We start from the raw sequence: 15,874 nt of genomic DNA, 5'->3' as shown, positions 1-15,874 counted from the left end.
GGCATGGGCGGACCGGACAACCGGACACCCCTAAAGGGGTGTGTCCGTGTCTGTCCGACCTCGCGCCCACCTCTGCCCGGCGGACAAGTCTGGACATGTCCGGCAATGTCCGTGTCTGTCCGGGCCTACACATCGTCGAAGTCCTCGGTGAATTGTTCGTGGTCGCGATACCGCTCGACGAATTTGCCCTCTGCGAAAATGACCACTCCTTCCCGGTACAGTATTCCAACGGCCCGCCGGAACGCCTTCTTACGGGACTCGGGGTCTTCCGACGGGGATACTTTGCGCCCCTGAACGCAGGCGTCCCGCCACGTGTCTTCCGGCACAAACTGTCCTTTCCCCAGATCGCGAAGAATGGTCAGAGCGGCTTGGGCGCTGGGGGGCAAATTCGGACTACGGGCACGGTTAGCGCTGTCCGCCTCTTCACAGATAGCCGCCGTGATCGCGTCGCCGTCTTCGTCGGTGCCGATTTCCCGGACACCCACGGTAAAGGCCAGGTCTTGCTCGGTTGTGCCGTTGCGGTTCTTGGACGGCTTCACGCTCACCACGCCGTCTTCCCGCTTCAGGTAAAGCGCCACGTCCAGCGCGCCGTTCAAGAGGCTATGCCCACGGGGCAGCCCGTCGCCCGCTTTGGTGTCGTGGTGGATCAGCACGACAGCCGCCCCCCACTTGGTAAGGGAACGGGCAGCCGCCACAACCTGCCCCATGCCCTTCGCGTCATTCTCTTCCAGCCCCGGGAACGCCACGGCCAACGTGTCGATGACGACAAGCGCGGGCCGCCGCTCCTTAACCGCCTGTTGCAGCGCCTTGAGCTGGCCTTGCTTGCTCAGAAGATCGGTGACGCCTTCCACCACCTTGAAGTCGGGTGCGTCGCCATGCTCGGCCTCCATCGCCTGCACGCGCCCGCGCATCCCGTGTCCGTCTTCCGCTGCCACGTAGAAGACGCCGCCAGCCTTCACGCGCCGCCCGAAGACCTCGGCTCCTTGGGCCACGGCGTAGCCAAGGCGCGGCGCGAAGAGGCTCTTACCCGCCCCCGGAGCGCCCACAATGGCCGCCACGTCGCCTTGGGCAAGGAGACCTTTGATGACATAGGGGCGGGCAGCGGTGGCCGCGCAATCGCTCGGGCTCAGGAAGGTCGGGCCGCCAGAACGGTCAGACGGGCCGCCCACCAACTCGGCAATCTCGGCTTCTTCCTCGGGCGGCACGTCATAGACCGGCTGCCAGCCCATGAGCTGATACAGCTCGTCGAAGTCTGCCATTGCCTCTTCGCGGTTTTGCATCGCCCGAAGATCGGCCACGGTATCGTCGCGCCATTGGTGCCGCTCGGCTTCATGGATGATGTGCCAGCCGGTCAGCCCACGGTCGGCTTTGCACGAGGCCCAAACCGCGTCCGTGTGGTCCGAGCCATAGTTGTGATGTTGCTTGCTCCATTCGTGGACCAGCTCGCGCCCCTCTTCGCTGCCCTCGGTTTCGCAATGCACGGCCATGACCATGTGCAGCCAATCATCCCGGCTGGCATAGGCGTCCCCGTCGTTCGGGCACGCCATGAGGGCGTCGCGGATCACGTGGAAGGGAAGGCCCGTGGGCTCGCCTTGTCCGGGCTCAGAGGGCCGCTTGCGGATCGGCAGGGCCTCGGGCCACGCGGGCAGCTCGCGCGTCAGGCGGCCCGTATAGATGCCCTTGCCGTTGATCGCGCCGGGGGCCACCACGAAGCCCCCTTCGCCGCGCACGTCCAGCCCAGCGGGCAGCCCGGCGGCGCTGTTCCCTTGGCCGTCCCACCGGAAATAGACGTGCCGCCCGCCACTGGCGGTTTCGACTTGGCAGGGCGACATGGCGTCCACGTCCAGCCCCAGCGCCTTCAGCTCGGCAAAGCCGTCTTTCCCGTTCTTCTGGTCAATATCCAAGACGGTGAAGCCGTTGCGCTCGCCAGACGGCAGCCCGGGCATAACGTCGAGCCACTTGGCCCACCAGCGACCAATCTGCCGGGCGTCGTCGGTGGCCTTGTCTTGCCAGCCTTTGACCAGCGGGCGCTTGTTCGGCCCCAACGGGATCACGTGCCAGCCTTCAGCAGCAAGGGCCAGAGCGGCGCGGCGGTTGTCAGAGACTTGGCCTTTGGGGGCTTTGGTGCTATCTTTTGCGGGCATCGTATCTTCCTCTTTCGGTGCCGCGACACGGGGACTTAGCCGGTCCCACAAGTCGAATTTCATGGCCCCCACTGGTCGCAGCCGGTGGGGGTTTTTGATTCCGAAGGATTGGATTCCGTTGACCGTAAAGCGCCGAATTGGTGGGACAAAAATCCTGAAAAACCTAATGAAACTATGGGAAGATTCAGTGTCCCACTTTCATGTAAGTTGTTGATTCAGGTTATTTTTTGCACTCCGCCCCCGGGCACCATTTTTCAAACGTCAATGTTGAATGGACCGCTCTCTGTGAGCGGCCTTTTTGATCGTCCTCCCGTTCGGACCGACATTCCCCAGAAGTACGTGGGTTTATGCAAAACCCCCACTTGGCTTGCGGATAATTGTTGAGGATCGGCGCACGTCACACGCCCGGTTTGGGCAGAGCTTTCGGGATGAAGAGGGCGCGGTCCGGTTTAATGTCCAGCAACGGCGTTCCGTCGAGGCAATCGAGGCCGCGCACGGTGAGGGTGCCGTGCTCGATCCGGTCGAGGTGGACAATGGATGTGCCGATGGGATTGGGCCGGACGGGAGAGCGGAGCGCGAAGGTGCCGAAGGTCGTGCCGTCGGCGCGGGGCGACTGGGTGAGGAGGTCTCGCCTGGACCGGTCGAGCCAGTAGAGCACCTCGATCGTGGCGTAGGCCTCGAGGCCCGCGAGCGCCGGGTGCCAGGCCTCGTCCACGACGAGCGTGCATTCCGGCCCGTCCTCGCTGCCCTGCCGCGGACAGTCGCGCCGGTCGGTCCAGGGCGTCCGGATGAGGCCGATGAAAGTCAGCCGGGCGTCGTCTGCCGGAGCATCAGCGACCGTCGCTTCCCCTGCGCGGATGTTCTTGTCGGTCATGCTCCACCCTCCCCCTGGTGCCACATTGCCCGCTTCTCATGCTGGCGCGGGGCGCGGGGAAAGGCCAGAGCCGGAGAAGGGTTACTCTGCCGCGACGAGCGTGGCGGGATGCGACGTGGCCGCCATGGACTTCGGGTAGCGCACAAAAAGGATCGCCGGGCTGCGCACGCCTTCGGCGCGGATCGTGTCGGGCAGCGTATCGAGCGTGCAGGCCACATGCCGCTCGGCCTCCGTGCTGACCGAGGCCACGATGTCCACCGGGCAGGCCCCGGGGGCACCGGCCTCCATGAGGTCGCGGCGCACCGCGCCGGCCTTCTCCACCGCCATGTAGAAGGCCACCGCTGTTCCCGGATGTGCAAGGCGCGCGCGCGCCGGATCGGCCTCGCCGGGTTGGCAGGTGCCGGTCGTGATGGCAAATGTGTCGATCTCTCCGCGCTCGGTCAGCGGTGTCTTCAGGCGGGCGGCGGCGGCAGAGGCGGCGGTGATGCCGGGGACGATCTCCACCTCGATGCCGGCGGCTTCGGCGGCGGCCAGTTCCTCTGCCGCGCGGCCGAAGACCGAAGGGTCGCCGGATTTCAGGCGGACGACGCGGCGCCCCTTACCAGCTTCGGCGACGATCAGCCGGTCGATGTGATCCTGCGGCCAGGCGCAGGCGCCCACCTCTTTGCCGACGTAGACGCGGTCGGCGTCGCGGCGGGCAAGCTCCAGCACCTCCGGGTCGACCAGGCGGTCGTAGAAGATGACGTCTGCCTGTTGCAGCCGCTGGACCGCGCGCAGGGTCAGCAGGTCGCGCGCGCCCGGACCCGCGCCGACCAGCGCGATGTGCCCCTTGGCTTCGGGCGCGGCGCCCGCGTTCACCGCGTCCTTCAACAGGCGTGCGGCCTCGCGTTCCCGCCCGTCGAGGTGGGCGCGGAAGGGTTCGCCGTCGAAGGCCCATTCCCAGAAGCCGCGGCGGCGTTGCGGGGTGACACGTTCGGCGACCGCGCCGCGCAGGCGGCCCACCAGCGCCACGAAGGGCCCGAGGCGCGGCGGCAGCATGGTTTCGATGTCGGTCTTGATGCGGCGGCCCAGGACGGGGGCCGCGCCTTCGGTGCCGATGGCGACGACAACCGGGTCGCGGTCGACGATGGAGGGCGTGAAGGCATCGCACATCTCGGGCCGGTCGACGACGTTGACCACCGCCCCGGCCGCCCGCGCGAGGCAGGCCAGCGAGGCGTCATGCGCGGGGCAGCCGGTGGCGATGAAGGTCAGCGCCGCGCCGTCGAAAGTGCGTGCGTCCGGGGCGGCCTCATGGCGCACCCGGCCAGAGGCGATGAGGCCGTCCAGCTCAGGATCCCCGATGGGGCCGGTGACGACGATCTCGGCCTCGGTCTTCAGCACGAGCCGGCATTTGCGAGCCGCCTCCTCTCCGCCGCCACAGATGACCACACGGCGTCCGTCCATGCGCAGGAACATCGGAAAATTCTTCATGTCCAGTCTCCAGACTTGTCTCCAGAACGCGAAAAAGGCCGCCGACACGGTCACGACCCATGTCGTGACGCATCGAGCAGCCTTGCTCATTTCACCCGTTTTCGGGAACAGCGACGCCGTTGCCGCTGATCGAAGCCTTAACGGCGGCCCGCGATTCGGCGCAAGCCAAACATGCCGCGCTGCCGCATGTTTGCCTTTGCAGCCGTTGAGACGCCCAAAACAGCGGCATTTAGTGCGGGATTGGCGCCCACGAATGGCAACGGGATCAGCCGGTGACTGTGCGCAGCAGGTCGAAGGAGGCCATGAGAAGGCCCTCCGCCTTGTCGGCGGGCAGATTGTGGAACTCCGGCGCGAAGGCCTCCATCGACACCGGACCGGTGTAGCCCGCCGCCTTCAGCGCCGAGAGCTGGCCCAGGTTGTCCATCCGGTCGTCCTCCGTCACCACACCGCGGTCGCGGTCCGCTATGGTGACCAGCGAAATGTCGGGATCGGTCACGCCCGAGACATGCACCATGCCGGTCCAGTCGGCGAAGATCTCCGTCTCGCCGGACAGGAAGTGGTGGAATGTGTCGTGCACCAGCCTGAAGCGGCCCGCGCCGCCCACCGCTTCGATGGCCTCGATGGCCTCGGCCTTTGTGCGCAGCGAGGACTGGACGAAGCCCAATGGCTCTACCAGCGCGGTCATGTCGGCCTCTTCCAGAAGCGGCAGGATCTCCCTCAGGGCGGTCTTCACCGCGTCGAGATCGTCGAGCCCGGTGCCGTCGTTGCGCGGGATCAGGCTGATGGTCTCGGCCTCAAGATCCTGCGCGATGGTGATGAGCGAGGCCACCTCCTGCGCTTTTGCATCGGACCAGTCGTTGAACATGCCGACCTGGCTCAGCCCGAAGGTGCGCAGCCCCAATGCCTGAGCCTCCTCGCAGACGGTTTCGGCGGTGAAGCCTTCGAACAGCGGGCGGCCCAGGTCGTTGCGGAATTCCACGCCCGCGCAGCCGGTGCGCTTCGCCAGCATCAAAAGCGCCCTCCAGTCGAGGCGCGGCGTCGTCATGTGGTTGAGCGCAAGCTGCATCGGTCCCTCCCCTGCCCGCGATCCGTGGCGCGGCACCATTGAGAGACGACCACGGCCCGGCGCGCCGCACAAGCGTTTCCGCTCAGGCGGCGGGCCTGACGATGCCGGAGGTCACCCAGGCATCGAAGGTCTCGAGCACCGCATTGGTGAAGGCGGTGTCGTTGATGTGGGCGTCCAGCTCGCGCAGCGTGACGTTCGACGGGCAGGCCTTGCGGACCTCGTCGATGAAGGCGGCGAGCCCTTCGGCGTCATGCAGCGGTCCGCCCGGGCGATCCCATTCGTTGCCGCCCTTGAGGGGGAGGAAGAAGACCGTCTCGCCCTCGGCCTTCGCCAGCTTGGCGCAGAGGGCCTGCGCCACCTCCCTGCGCTGAGCGGCGTCCAGCAGGACGGAGGACAGGAGGCGGTTGTGGGCGTGGACTTCCTGATCCGCCAGCCGCGCGGGCGCCGCCTGCCAGCCGACGAAGTCTACGAGGTCGTAGCACCCCGGCGCCACCATCTGCGGCACGCCGCGCCGTCCGGCGTTGGTCATGCGGTCCGCTCCGGCGCTGATCGTCGAGCCCATGAGGTGGTTTCCCACCTCCTGCGGCGCGAAGTCCATGACGCAGGCAAAGGCGCCCTCGGCGGCCAGCGACTCGAAGGCGCGCCCGCCCATGCCGGTGGCGTGGAAGACGGCGACCTCGAAGCCGCGCGCCTCCAGCGCCGGTTTCAGGGCCACCATGTAGCGCAGCACGGTCTTGCCAAAGGAGCTCATGCCGATCAGCGGGCGGTCGCGGTCGGGGCGCTCGACCGCACGGGCGGCGCCCAGCACCGCGCCCGCGGCCTGCGACAACGACGCCTTGCAGACGGAGTTCAGGCCATAGAGACCGCCCGCCCAGAGGATCATCTGGATGTCCGCCGCGAGCCGTTCCGCCGGAATCAGCGGCGAGAAGGAGACGGTCGAGACCACGTATTTCGGCACACCCAGCGGCAGTGCCGCGCAGACGTCCAGCGCGAGGTCCGTGCCCATGGTGCCGCCCAGCACGATCACCCCGTCGATCCGCCCTTCGGAATGGAGCCGGAGCGCCACTGCAGAGGCCCCCGCCGCCATGATCTGCATCGCGGCGTTTTCATCTTCCGTGGCGATGGCCGCTGCGATGGACGATCCGCCCGCTTCCGCCACATCGTGCTTGGAAACGTCGCAGGGGCGTTCGGGATCGCCCAGCACGCTCACGTCCATGGTCAGCACGCCGCCGCCCTGCCCCCGGATCACCCCGGCGATGTAGTCCAGTTCGTCGTTTTTGGTGTCGTAGGTGCCCACGACGAGGATGGTGCGGTCCGGCGCGGCGTCGGTCATCTCAGGGCTCCAGTTTGATCCAGGCGGTCTTCAGGTCGAGGTACTTGTCGAAGGCGTGCAGGGACTTATCGTGGCCGTTGCCGGACTGCTTCACCCCGCCGAGGGGCACGGTCAGGTCCGTGCCGCCATAGGTGTTCACATGCACGACACCGGCCCGGATGCGGCGCACCATGCGGTGCGCGCGCGACAGGTCGGAGGTCCAGACCGCCGCCGCCAGCCCGAAGTCCGTGCCGTTCGCCAGCGCCACCGCCTCCTCCTCCGTATCGAAGGGCATGACGGCGAGGACCGGGCCGAAGACCTCTTCCTGCGCGAGCCGGTCGGTGGGCGCGACACCCGTGACGATGGTCGGCTCCATGTAGTAGCCGCCCGTGTCTTCGAGAATGCGACGCCCGCCCAGCACGGTGCGTCCCAGCCCGCGCGCCTCCTCGACGAAGGCGAGGTTCTGCTGGAGTTGCCGCAGCGAATTGACCGCGCCCGCGTTGGTCGCCGGGTCGAGCGGATCGCCGACCTTCATGCCCTGCGCCACATCGGCCAGCAGCGCCGTGAATTCTTCGGCGATGGTGCGTTCGACCAGCAGGCGGGAGCCCGCGACGCAGACCTGCCCGGCATTGCGGAAGATCCCGGCGGCAGAGACCTTGGCGGCTTCGCGCAGGTCGGGGGCGTCGGCGAAGACCACGTTCGGGGACTTGCCCCCGAGTTCGAGGTAGACGCGCTTCATGTTCGACCGGGCGGAGGCTTCGAGCAGGCGGCGCCCGGTGGGGCCCGAGCCGGTGAAGACCAGCACATCCACGTCCATGGAATGCGCCAGCGCGTCGCCGACCACGGCGCCCTCGCCGCAGACCACGTTCAGCACGCCCGGCGGCAGCCCGGCCTCCAGCGCCAGTTCCGCGATCCGCACCAGCGTGAGGGAGGCGGTTTCGGCGGGTTTGAGGACGACCGAACAGCCCGCCGCCAACGCCGGTCCCAGCTTCCACGCGCCGATCATAAGGGGGAAGTTCCACGGCACGATGGCGGCGACGACGCCCGCCGGTTCGCGGTGAACGAGGCCGAGGATGCCGTCGGCGGTCGGTGCGATCTCTCCGCCGATCTTGTCTATGGCTTCGGCGTAGTAGCGGATCGTGGCGGCGGCGGAGAGCGGTTCCGCCTTTAGCGCCATGCCGATCTCCGTCCCGTTGTCGCGCACGCCCAAGACAGCGAGGTCGAGCGCCTGCGCCTCGATCAGGGCGGCCCATTTCAGCAGGACCTTCTTTCGGTCGGCGGGGGCACGTCCTGCCCAGCGGCGGTCCTCGAAGGCGGCACGCGCCGCGGTGACGGCGCGGTCGGCATCGTCCCGCGTGCCCTTGGCCATGGTGGTCAGGACGCGCCCGTCCAGCGGAGAGATCACCTCCATCTCGGCGCCATCGGAGGCAGCACAGGACGCGCCGTCGATGACGTGGCGCGCGGGCGGAACCTCTGCAATCCTCAGTTCGGATAGTCGTGACATGTCCATAGGTGCGCCCCTTGTCGGTTCATTATTCAAACCCGTGGTGGTGATATATTGGGCGGCGGTTGCGGCAGCTGTCAATCCGGCCCTTATCGCAAAGAAGACGATTGACAGGTTGCGGATCGCGTCTGATGATATTTTTCACACCGATGGTTCAAATAATGATCCACAACACCAGGGAGACGACCATGAAATCCATCTTCACCGCCTCTGTCGCGGCGCTGGCTCTGACCGCCGGTGCGGCGCTGGCCGAGTATCCCGAGAAGCCGGTCACCTTCATCGTGCCGTGGCCCCCGGGCGACCTCGAGGACGTGCTGACCCGCATGATCGCCGAGGACTTCCAGGAGGAATACGGCGTCGCGGCTGCGGTCGTGAACAAGCCCGGCGGCGGCGGCGGCCCCTTCCCCGGCGCCATCGAGGTGGCGAACGCGCCCGCCGACGGCTACACCATCGGATCGTTTGTCCCGGCCGTCGCGCTGATCGGCCACGAGATCGACATCCCGGAACTGGCGCCGGAGAAGTTCGACCCCATCGGCATCTTCCTGACCTACCCCTTCGTGATCGCGGCGGGCGGCAACGCCCCCTACTCCAGCATGGAAGAACTGGCCGAGTACGCCAGGGAAAACGACGTGGTGCTGGGCCACTTCGGAGACGTGCTGACGCCGACGCAGGTGACCAAGGCGCTGGCCGCGAACATGGATTTCGAATGGGCCTCCGACGCGGCGTTCGACGCGCTGGACTGCAACACGCTGGCCTCCGGCGACGCGGACGTCATCAACACCACGCTGCAACTGGTCCTGCCCTGCCTCGACCAGGTGAAGGTGCTGGTGTCGATCACCGGCGAGCGTATCTCGAAGGTTCCGGACACGCCGACCATCGGCGAGGTGGACCCGTCACTGAACATCTCGCTCTGGAACGGGCTGTTCGTCGGAAAGGACACGCCGCAGGACGTGCGCGACAAGATCGCCGCCGTTGCCGAGAAGACCGTGATGTCCGAGCGCGCGCAGAAGGTGGCCGAGGAAACCGGCGCACTGGTCTACTGGAAAAACGCCGAGGAAAGCGCGGAGATCATCGCCAAGGACAAGGAGACGCTTGGCGCGATTTCCGAGGCGCTCGGCCAATAATACCCCCTATCGGAGGGGCCGCGCAGTGGCCCCTCCCTTCCCCACACCCGCTGGCAAGGGCCACCCATCGTGAGCACGGAATCCGAACTTCAGGCGCGCACCCGCGTCTCTGGCCAGATCGTCTTTGTCGGCGCGGCGCTGCTGGTGTCGCTCGTGCTGCTGGTGCAGATCCCGACGCAGACCACATGGATCGAGGACGCCAAGAGTTTTGCCGCGCAGCCGCGTTTCTGGCCCGGGGTCGCCATCGTGACCATGGTGGTCACCTTCGGGCTGCACCTATGGCTGATGAAGCGCCGCCGCCCCGTCGGCGCCGACTGGGCGGAAGCCAAGCGCTGGCTCGAGCCGATGGAGTACGCCGTCTGGTTCATGGTCTATGTCTTCGCCGTGCCGTGGATCGGCTTCCTGCCGATGAGCATCGCCTTCGCCGCTGCGCTGACGTGGCGGCTGGGATATCGCACCCCCCTGTACCTGTGGCTTGCCGTGGTCTTTGCCGTGGGGACCGTCCTGCTGTTCAAGGGGTTCCTCGGCGTGAAGATCCCCGGTGCCGCGCTATATGAACTGCTGCCGGACGCGCTCCGCAGCTTTGCCCTGCAGTACCTCTGATGGACGTGTTTTTCGCAGCCCTCGACGTTCTGGCCCGCTGGGACGTGATGCTGGCCCTGGTGGTCGGCTCCATCGGCGGTGTGGCCATCGGTGCGATCCCCGGCGTGGGCCCTGCCGTCGCCATCGCCATCCTTCTGCCCGCCACCTTCAGCATGGACCCGATCGTCGGCCTGACCATGCTGCTGGGCATCTACGGGTCGTCGATGTACGGCGGCGCGATCCCGGCGATCCTGATCAACACCCCTGGCACGGCGGTCAATGCGCTGACCACCTACGACGGCTTCCCCATGACCCTGCGCGGAGAGGGCCGCCGCGCCCTGTCACTGGCCTATTCCGCAAGTTTCTTCGGCGGCATCTTCTCTGTCCTTTGCCTTATCCTGCTGTCGCCCGTGCTGGCGAAGGTCGCGCCGATGTTCGGCTCGCGCGAGATCTTCCTCGCGGCACTTCTGGGGATCATCCTCGTGGTGACCGCGCACAAGGGCCAGATGCTGATCGCCGCGGCACTGTCGGGTTTCGGCATCCTGCTGTCGACGGTGGGGCTTGAGCCGGTCAAGTACACCCGCCGCTTCACCTTCGAGCAGACATGGCTGGCCTCCGGCGTCGACCTGATCGTGGTCGTGCTGGGGCTGTTCGCGCTGAGCCAGGCCTTCCTCCTGCTGACCATGGACGACGAGAAGATCCGCATGCCCCGGTCGCGAGGCTCGCTGTTCCAGGGCTTCCGGGAGCTGATGCGGCATCCGCGCGTCGCCGGAATCTCCGCCTCTTTCGGGGTGCTGATGGGCATGATCCCCGGCGTGGGCGAATTCACCGCGCAGTTCATGTCCTACACCTCGGCCCGCAAGCTGTCGAAGTCGCCCGAGGCCTTCGGCCATGGGTCGTCCGAAGGGCTGATCGCGTCGGAGACCGCGAACAACGCCGTGCCCGCCGCCGCGATGATCCCGCTCCTGGCGCTTGGCATCCCCGGAGAGGCGCTGACCGCCATGATGCTGTCGGTTTTCTACGTGCACAACGTGGTACCGGGGCCGGGCCTGTTCCTCTACCAGATGGACTTCGTCGTGGCGCTCTACCTCGCGCTGCTGATCCTGAACGTGCTGGTGGTGGCCTTCCTGCTGGTCTCGACCGGGGCGCTGGTGAAGCTGACGCAGATCCCCAACCGCTTCCTCGGCATGTGCATCCTGCTCCTGTCCTTCGTCGGCGTCTACTCGATCCGCAACTCGGCGGTCGACTGCGCCATTGCCGCCGTCTTCGGCCTGTTCGGCTACGTGCTGAAGCGGCTGAACCTGCCCATCGTTCCCATCGTGCTGGGCATGGTGCTGGGCAACATCATGGAGGTGAAGCTGCGCGCCGCGATGAACCGGGTGAACACGCCTTGGGACTTCATCGACCGGCCCATCGCCTTCGTGCTGTTCGCGGTGATCGTGCTGATCGTTATCAGCACGATCTGGAAGACGTGGCGCGACTGGCGGCCGGTGGACCGCCGCAGCCTTGCGCGCAAGTCTTCGGCCCGCTTCGCGAAACGCATCTCGGGGCGCAAGAGCCGCCACTTCGACGACCGCCTGAAAATCCAACGCAGAAAGCGCACCTATGACCATCTGGGTTCCTGAAGACGACGGGCACGCCGATCTCGGCTCCCACGATTCCTTTGCGGACGGTGCGCCGTACAACACCTTCGCCCGCATGCGGTCCGAGGCACCGTGTGCCTGGTCGGACTTCGCGCATGGCAAGGGGTACTGGTCGATCACGCGGCACGAGGACGTGGTGCAGATGATCCGCGACACGGAGACCTTTACCTCCGCCCGCGGCATCCGGATGGAGGATCAGACCCACGAGGAATACATGGCCCGCCGCACCTTCCAGGAGACCGACGGGCGCGAGCACCGCAAGGTCCGCATGAAGGTGGCCAAGGCATTCTCCGCCCCCGTGGTGGCAGGCTTCGAAGGGCAGATCCGCGACCTTTGCGGGCCGATCCTCGACCGCGCGCTGGAGATGGGCACCTTCGACGCCACGCGCGAGATCGCCCGCGAACTGCCGATGCGGATGCTGGGCCAGATCCTCGGCACACCCGAAGTGGACCTGCCCTGGCTGGTCGAGAAGGGCGATGCGCTGATGGCCAATTCGGACCCCGACTTCACCGAGCACGTGGTCGACCGGATGGACACCGACGCCTACCGGATGATGCCGTTCAACTCCCCCGCCGGGGCGGAGCTTTACGAATACGCTCGCGACCTTATGGACCGGAAGAACGCCGCCGGGGAAACGGATGGCGTGCTGCACATGGTCCTCCAGCCCGACGAGAACGGCGAGACCATCTCGGAGACCGAGTTCCGCAACTTCTTCTGCCTGCTGGTGGCGGCGGGCAACGACACCACCCGCTATTCCATCGCCGCGGGCATACAGGCGCTGGCCCGTCAGCCCGGCCTGCTCAAACAGTTCCAGTCCGGCGAGGTCTGGGCCACCGGCACCGACGAGATCGTCCGCTGGGCCTCCCCCGCCACCTACTTCCGCCGCACGGCGACGAAGGACGTGGAAGTGCACGGCCAGACCATCCGCGCAGGCGACAAGGTGCTTTACTGGTTCGCCTCCGCCAACCGCGACGACACGGTGTTCGACGATCCCTACAGGCTCGACCTGACGCGCAAGCCCAACCGGCAGCTCGCATGGGGTCAGGGCGGCCCGCATGTCTGCCTCGGGATGCACCTCGCCCGGCTGGAGGTGCGCGTGCTGTTCCAGGAGCTCTGCGCCCGGATCAGGGCCATCGCCCCCGCCGGGCCGGAGGCCTTCGTCCGATCCAACTTCGTCAACGGTATCAAACGTCTGCCCGTGACAGTAACCCCCGCCTAGGGCGCCTGCCCGGTGCCTGCCGCTTCGCTATTTGAGGACAGTTCGTGTCCTACCGCTTCGCTACTTGAGGACAGTTCGTGTCCTACCGCTTCGCTACTTGAGGACAGGTTCCTTGTCCTAACGCTTCGCTACTTGAGGACCATATGCAAGATCGCCTGCGCGCCATGTTCTGCGACCACCTCTCGATCTGCCGGGGGAAGTACCTGCCGGGATCGAAGATCGGCGACGAAAGCAGCCGTTTCGCCCGTGCGACCTTTGGCGTGCACTATGACCGCGACCTGCTGCTGGACGCGCCGCACGCCAAGGTGCGCGAGGGCATGCCCGACATGGAACTGCGCTGGCAGGCCTCCGACATCCGCGAGGGGTGGGAACCGTCGACCCGCGTGGTTCTGGGGGACCTCTACGACGAGGACGGCCCCCTGCCCCTATGCCCCCGCGGCGCGCTGAAACGCGCCATCGCGGACTGGGAGAAGCTGGGCCTCAAACCAAAGCTCGGGATCGAGCTGGAGGCTTTCGCCCTCCAGGGAGACGAGACCGGGCGCCTGCGGCCCTACGATGCGCCGGGCGGCGTGGTCTACGGCACCGGCCCCTTCGCCGATCCGATGCACATCAACGACATGATCTGGGCCAAGGCCGAGGCGCTCGGGTTCCGGCTGGACATGATCACCGCCGAATATGACAGCCCGCAGTACGAATACACTCTGACCTTTGACGACGCGCTGAAGGCGGTGGACGATATCGTGCTGTTCCGCCAGATGGCCCGGGAGATCGCGCTGAACCACGGCGTCGTGCTGACCTTCCTGCCGAAGCCCATCCCCGAACTGGGCGGTTCGGGGATGCACATCAACTTCTCCTTCACGGACGAGGGCGGCCGGAACGCGCTGTCGACCGGGCCGAAAGGCGGCCCCGACCACCTGAACGACCTGTCGCGCGGTTGCCTTGCCGGGCTGGTGCGCCACCACAAGGGGTTGGCCGCGCTGGTGGCCCCGACGACCGGCAGCTACCTGCGCCTGCAACCCGGCGCGATGTCGGGCTACTGGAGGAACTGGGGCGGTGACCATCGCGGCGTGACCACGCGCATCTCGACCGAGGGCGGCGCCAAGGCACGGCTGGAACACCGGATGGCCGATGCTTCCGCCAATCCCTACACCGCCGCCGCCGCCGTGCTTCAGGCCGCGCGTCTGGGGGTAGAGGGCAAGTACGATCTGCCACCGATGGAGACGGGCGACGGCTTCGACCGCATCGATGCCAAGGAGAGCACGGCGCAGAACCTGCGGCAGGCGGTGCGTGATCTGTCCGCCGACACCGCGCTGGCAGAGGCCGTGGGACCGGAGCTTTGCGCGCATCAGGTCTTCATGAAGGAGCGCGAGTTCCGAAAGACCCGCGACCTTGAACCGAACGCCCTTCTCGATTTCTACGTGTGGTTCGTGTGATGCACATTGCCATCCTCATAACCAACACCGATTTCAGCGACTTCGCCGCGGCCCGCCCCGACGACGGCGAGAAGTTCGCGACCCTGCTGGGCACCGCCCGGCCGGACTGGCGGTTCTCTCCTTCTTGGGTGTGCAAGGACGACTTTCCCGAGGACGTGTCGGCGTTCGACGGGCTGGTGATCACCGGAAGCCCGGCCAGCGTGACGGAGGATGCCCCGTGGATGCTGCGCCTGAAGAAGCTGGTGCTGGCGGCCATCGACCGGCGGCAAAAGGTGTACGGCGCCTGTTTCGGCCACCAGCTGATCGCGCGCGCGCTCGGCGCCCGGATCGTCCGCAATCCGGGTGGCTGGGGGCATGGCCTTCTGCCGCTGCACCGTGTCACGCCGATGCCATGGGCCATCGGTCCGGAGCAGATGCGGTTCTACGGCTCGCACATCGAGCAGGTGGCCGAGGCGCCCAAAGGCACTGACATCGTGTACGAGGGCGACGGTCTGCCGGTGGCCGGGCTGATGATGTGCGATCACCTGTTCACCGTGCAGCACCATCCGGAGATGTCGCACGGGTTCATCTGCGACCTGGTGGAGGAATACGCGGACGTGGTCGGCCCGGAGGTCACCGCGCGCGCCCGGGAGAGCCTTCAAGAACCGGCCGACCGGAGCTTCATCGGCGAGGAGATCGCCCGATTCTTCGAGTGGGGGCGCTGATGGGCACGATCACCAAGGCGCTGGACCTGCTGAACCATTTCACCGCCGCGCGGGCGGAGATCGGGCTGGGCGAGTTCGCCCGCCTCGCCGGGCGCGACAAGGCGACGGTGCACCGTCACCTGACCGAGCTGACGGAGAACGGGTTCCTGGAACAGCATCCCGTCACGCGCGCCTATCGGCTCGGTCCTGCGCTCTTGCGGCTGGCCGGGGTGCGCGAGGCCGCCTTCCCGGTGCGCAAGCTGCTCCGGCCCATCGTGTCGTCGCTGGCCGAGGCGACGGGAGAGTTGGCCCACGCCTCGATCCTGCAGGGCGACGCGCTGTCAACGGTGGTTCATGCCGATCCGCACCTGCACGGCATCCAGGTTCATTTCGACGAGGCCGAGGTGCTGCCGCTGCACGCCACCTCCTCCGGGCTGGCGGTGCTGGCCTTCGGTCCGGAAGATCTGCGCGCGCGCGTCCTGTCGCGGCCGCTGACGCATCACACGGGCAAGACGGTCACCGATCCGGCCCGCCTGAAGGCCATGATCGAAGAGGTCCGGCAAAGCGGGCTCGCCCAGTCGGACGGCACCTTCGACGCGGAGGTCGCCTCTCAGGGGGTGCCGATCTATGGCGAGGGCGGACGGGTGATCGGTGCGCTTTCGGTCGCCGTTCCGGCGGTCCGCGCCCACCCGGACCGACTGGTCGAGATCGCAGACAAACTGCGCCATGCCGCCCGCGACGCCTCGCGCTCGCTGGGCGGGGCATGGCCCGAGACACATGACACACGCCGGCCCACTCCGGCGGAACGATAAGAGGCCCC

At 67.0% G+C, this 15,874-nt stretch carries 13 protein-coding genes; 7 read left to right on the top strand and 6 right to left on the bottom strand.

The features are described from left to right. Window positions 1-125: 125 nt before the first annotated feature. The 6 genes from ACU0DV_RS01400 to ACU0DV_RS01375 form a co-directional block, all read right to left on the bottom strand. Window positions 126-2,207, bottom strand: coding sequence for an AAA family ATPase (locus tag ACU0DV_RS01400; protein ID WP_446242100.1), 2,082 nt, complete (start codon window positions 2,205-2,207; stop codon window positions 126-128). Window positions 2,208-2,541: 334 nt separating this feature from the next. Next, complete coding sequence (gene tsaA / locus ACU0DV_RS01395) at window positions 2,542-3,018, bottom strand: tRNA (N6-threonylcarbamoyladenosine(37)-N6)-methyltransferase TrmO (protein WP_446242101.1); 477 nt, start codon at window positions 3,016-3,018, stop codon at window positions 2,542-2,544. Between the two features lie 81 nt (window positions 3,019-3,099). Next, window positions 3,100-4,488 carry a siroheme synthase CysG gene (gene cysG, locus ACU0DV_RS01390; RefSeq protein WP_446242102.1) on the bottom strand — a complete coding sequence of 463 codons (1,389 nt, stop codon included), beginning with the start codon at window positions 4,486-4,488 and terminating at the stop codon, window positions 3,100-3,102. A 265-nt stretch (window positions 4,489-4,753) separates the two neighbouring features. Next, the gene (locus ACU0DV_RS01385; RefSeq protein WP_446242103.1) at window positions 4,754-5,554 is read right to left on the bottom strand and encodes a TIM barrel protein; all 801 of its coding nucleotides are present in this window, start codon (window positions 5,552-5,554) and stop codon (window positions 4,754-4,756) included. An 82-nt stretch (window positions 5,555-5,636) separates the two neighbouring features. Beyond that, window positions 5,637-6,887, bottom strand: coding sequence for a Tm-1-like ATP-binding domain-containing protein (locus ACU0DV_RS01380; RefSeq protein WP_446242104.1), 1,251 nt, complete (start codon window positions 6,885-6,887; stop codon window positions 5,637-5,639). Window position 6,888: 1 nt separating this feature from the next. After that, complete coding sequence (locus ACU0DV_RS01375) at window positions 6,889-8,376, bottom strand: aldehyde dehydrogenase (RefSeq protein WP_446242105.1); 1,488 nt, start codon at window positions 8,374-8,376, stop codon at window positions 6,889-6,891. 182 nt (window positions 8,377-8,558) lie between these two features. On the opposite strand from ACU0DV_RS01375, the gene ACU0DV_RS01370 reads away from it, so the two are divergent. The 7 genes from ACU0DV_RS01370 to ACU0DV_RS01340 all read left to right on the top strand — a co-directional run bounded on the left by ACU0DV_RS01370 (window position 8,559) and on the right by ACU0DV_RS01340 (window position 15,866). After that, complete coding sequence (locus ACU0DV_RS01370; RefSeq protein WP_100927412.1) at window positions 8,559-9,494, top strand: tripartite tricarboxylate transporter substrate binding protein; 936 nt, start codon at window positions 8,559-8,561, stop codon at window positions 9,492-9,494. Between the two features lie 69 nt (window positions 9,495-9,563). After that, the gene (locus ACU0DV_RS01365; protein WP_370311951.1) at window positions 9,564-10,097 is read left to right on the top strand and encodes a tripartite tricarboxylate transporter TctB family protein; all 534 of its coding nucleotides are present in this window, start codon (window positions 9,564-9,566) and stop codon (window positions 10,095-10,097) included. After that, complete coding sequence (locus ACU0DV_RS01360) at window positions 10,097-11,701, top strand: tripartite tricarboxylate transporter permease (RefSeq protein WP_446242106.1); 1,605 nt, start codon at window positions 10,097-10,099, stop codon at window positions 11,699-11,701. The genes ACU0DV_RS01365 and ACU0DV_RS01360 overlap by 1 nt, the downstream gene beginning before the upstream one ends. Beyond that, window positions 11,682-12,938: a cytochrome P450 gene (locus tag ACU0DV_RS01355; protein WP_446242107.1), complete on the top strand. Its 1,257-nt coding sequence runs from the start codon at window positions 11,682-11,684 to the stop codon at window positions 12,936-12,938. The genes ACU0DV_RS01360 and ACU0DV_RS01355 overlap by 20 nt, the downstream gene beginning before the upstream one ends. A 143-nt stretch (window positions 12,939-13,081) precedes the next feature. Further along, window positions 13,082-14,371, top strand: coding sequence for a glutamine synthetase (locus ACU0DV_RS01350; protein ID WP_446242108.1), 1,290 nt, complete (start codon window positions 13,082-13,084; stop codon window positions 14,369-14,371). Then, on the top strand, window positions 14,371-15,075 hold the full coding sequence (locus tag ACU0DV_RS01345) for a type 1 glutamine amidotransferase (RefSeq protein ID WP_446242109.1): 705 nt from the start codon (window positions 14,371-14,373) through the stop codon (window positions 15,073-15,075). The genes ACU0DV_RS01350 and ACU0DV_RS01345 overlap by 1 nt, the downstream gene beginning before the upstream one ends. Then, complete coding sequence (locus ACU0DV_RS01340) at window positions 15,075-15,866, top strand: IclR family transcriptional regulator (protein WP_446242110.1); 792 nt, start codon at window positions 15,075-15,077, stop codon at window positions 15,864-15,866. The genes ACU0DV_RS01345 and ACU0DV_RS01340 overlap by 1 nt, the downstream gene beginning before the upstream one ends. Window positions 15,867-15,874: the final 8 nt, after the last annotated feature.

This window comes from Sagittula sp., from assembly GCF_052825245.1.
Note: the sequence above shows the minus strand (reverse complement) of the source record. Positions and strands in the feature narration are given on the sequence as shown.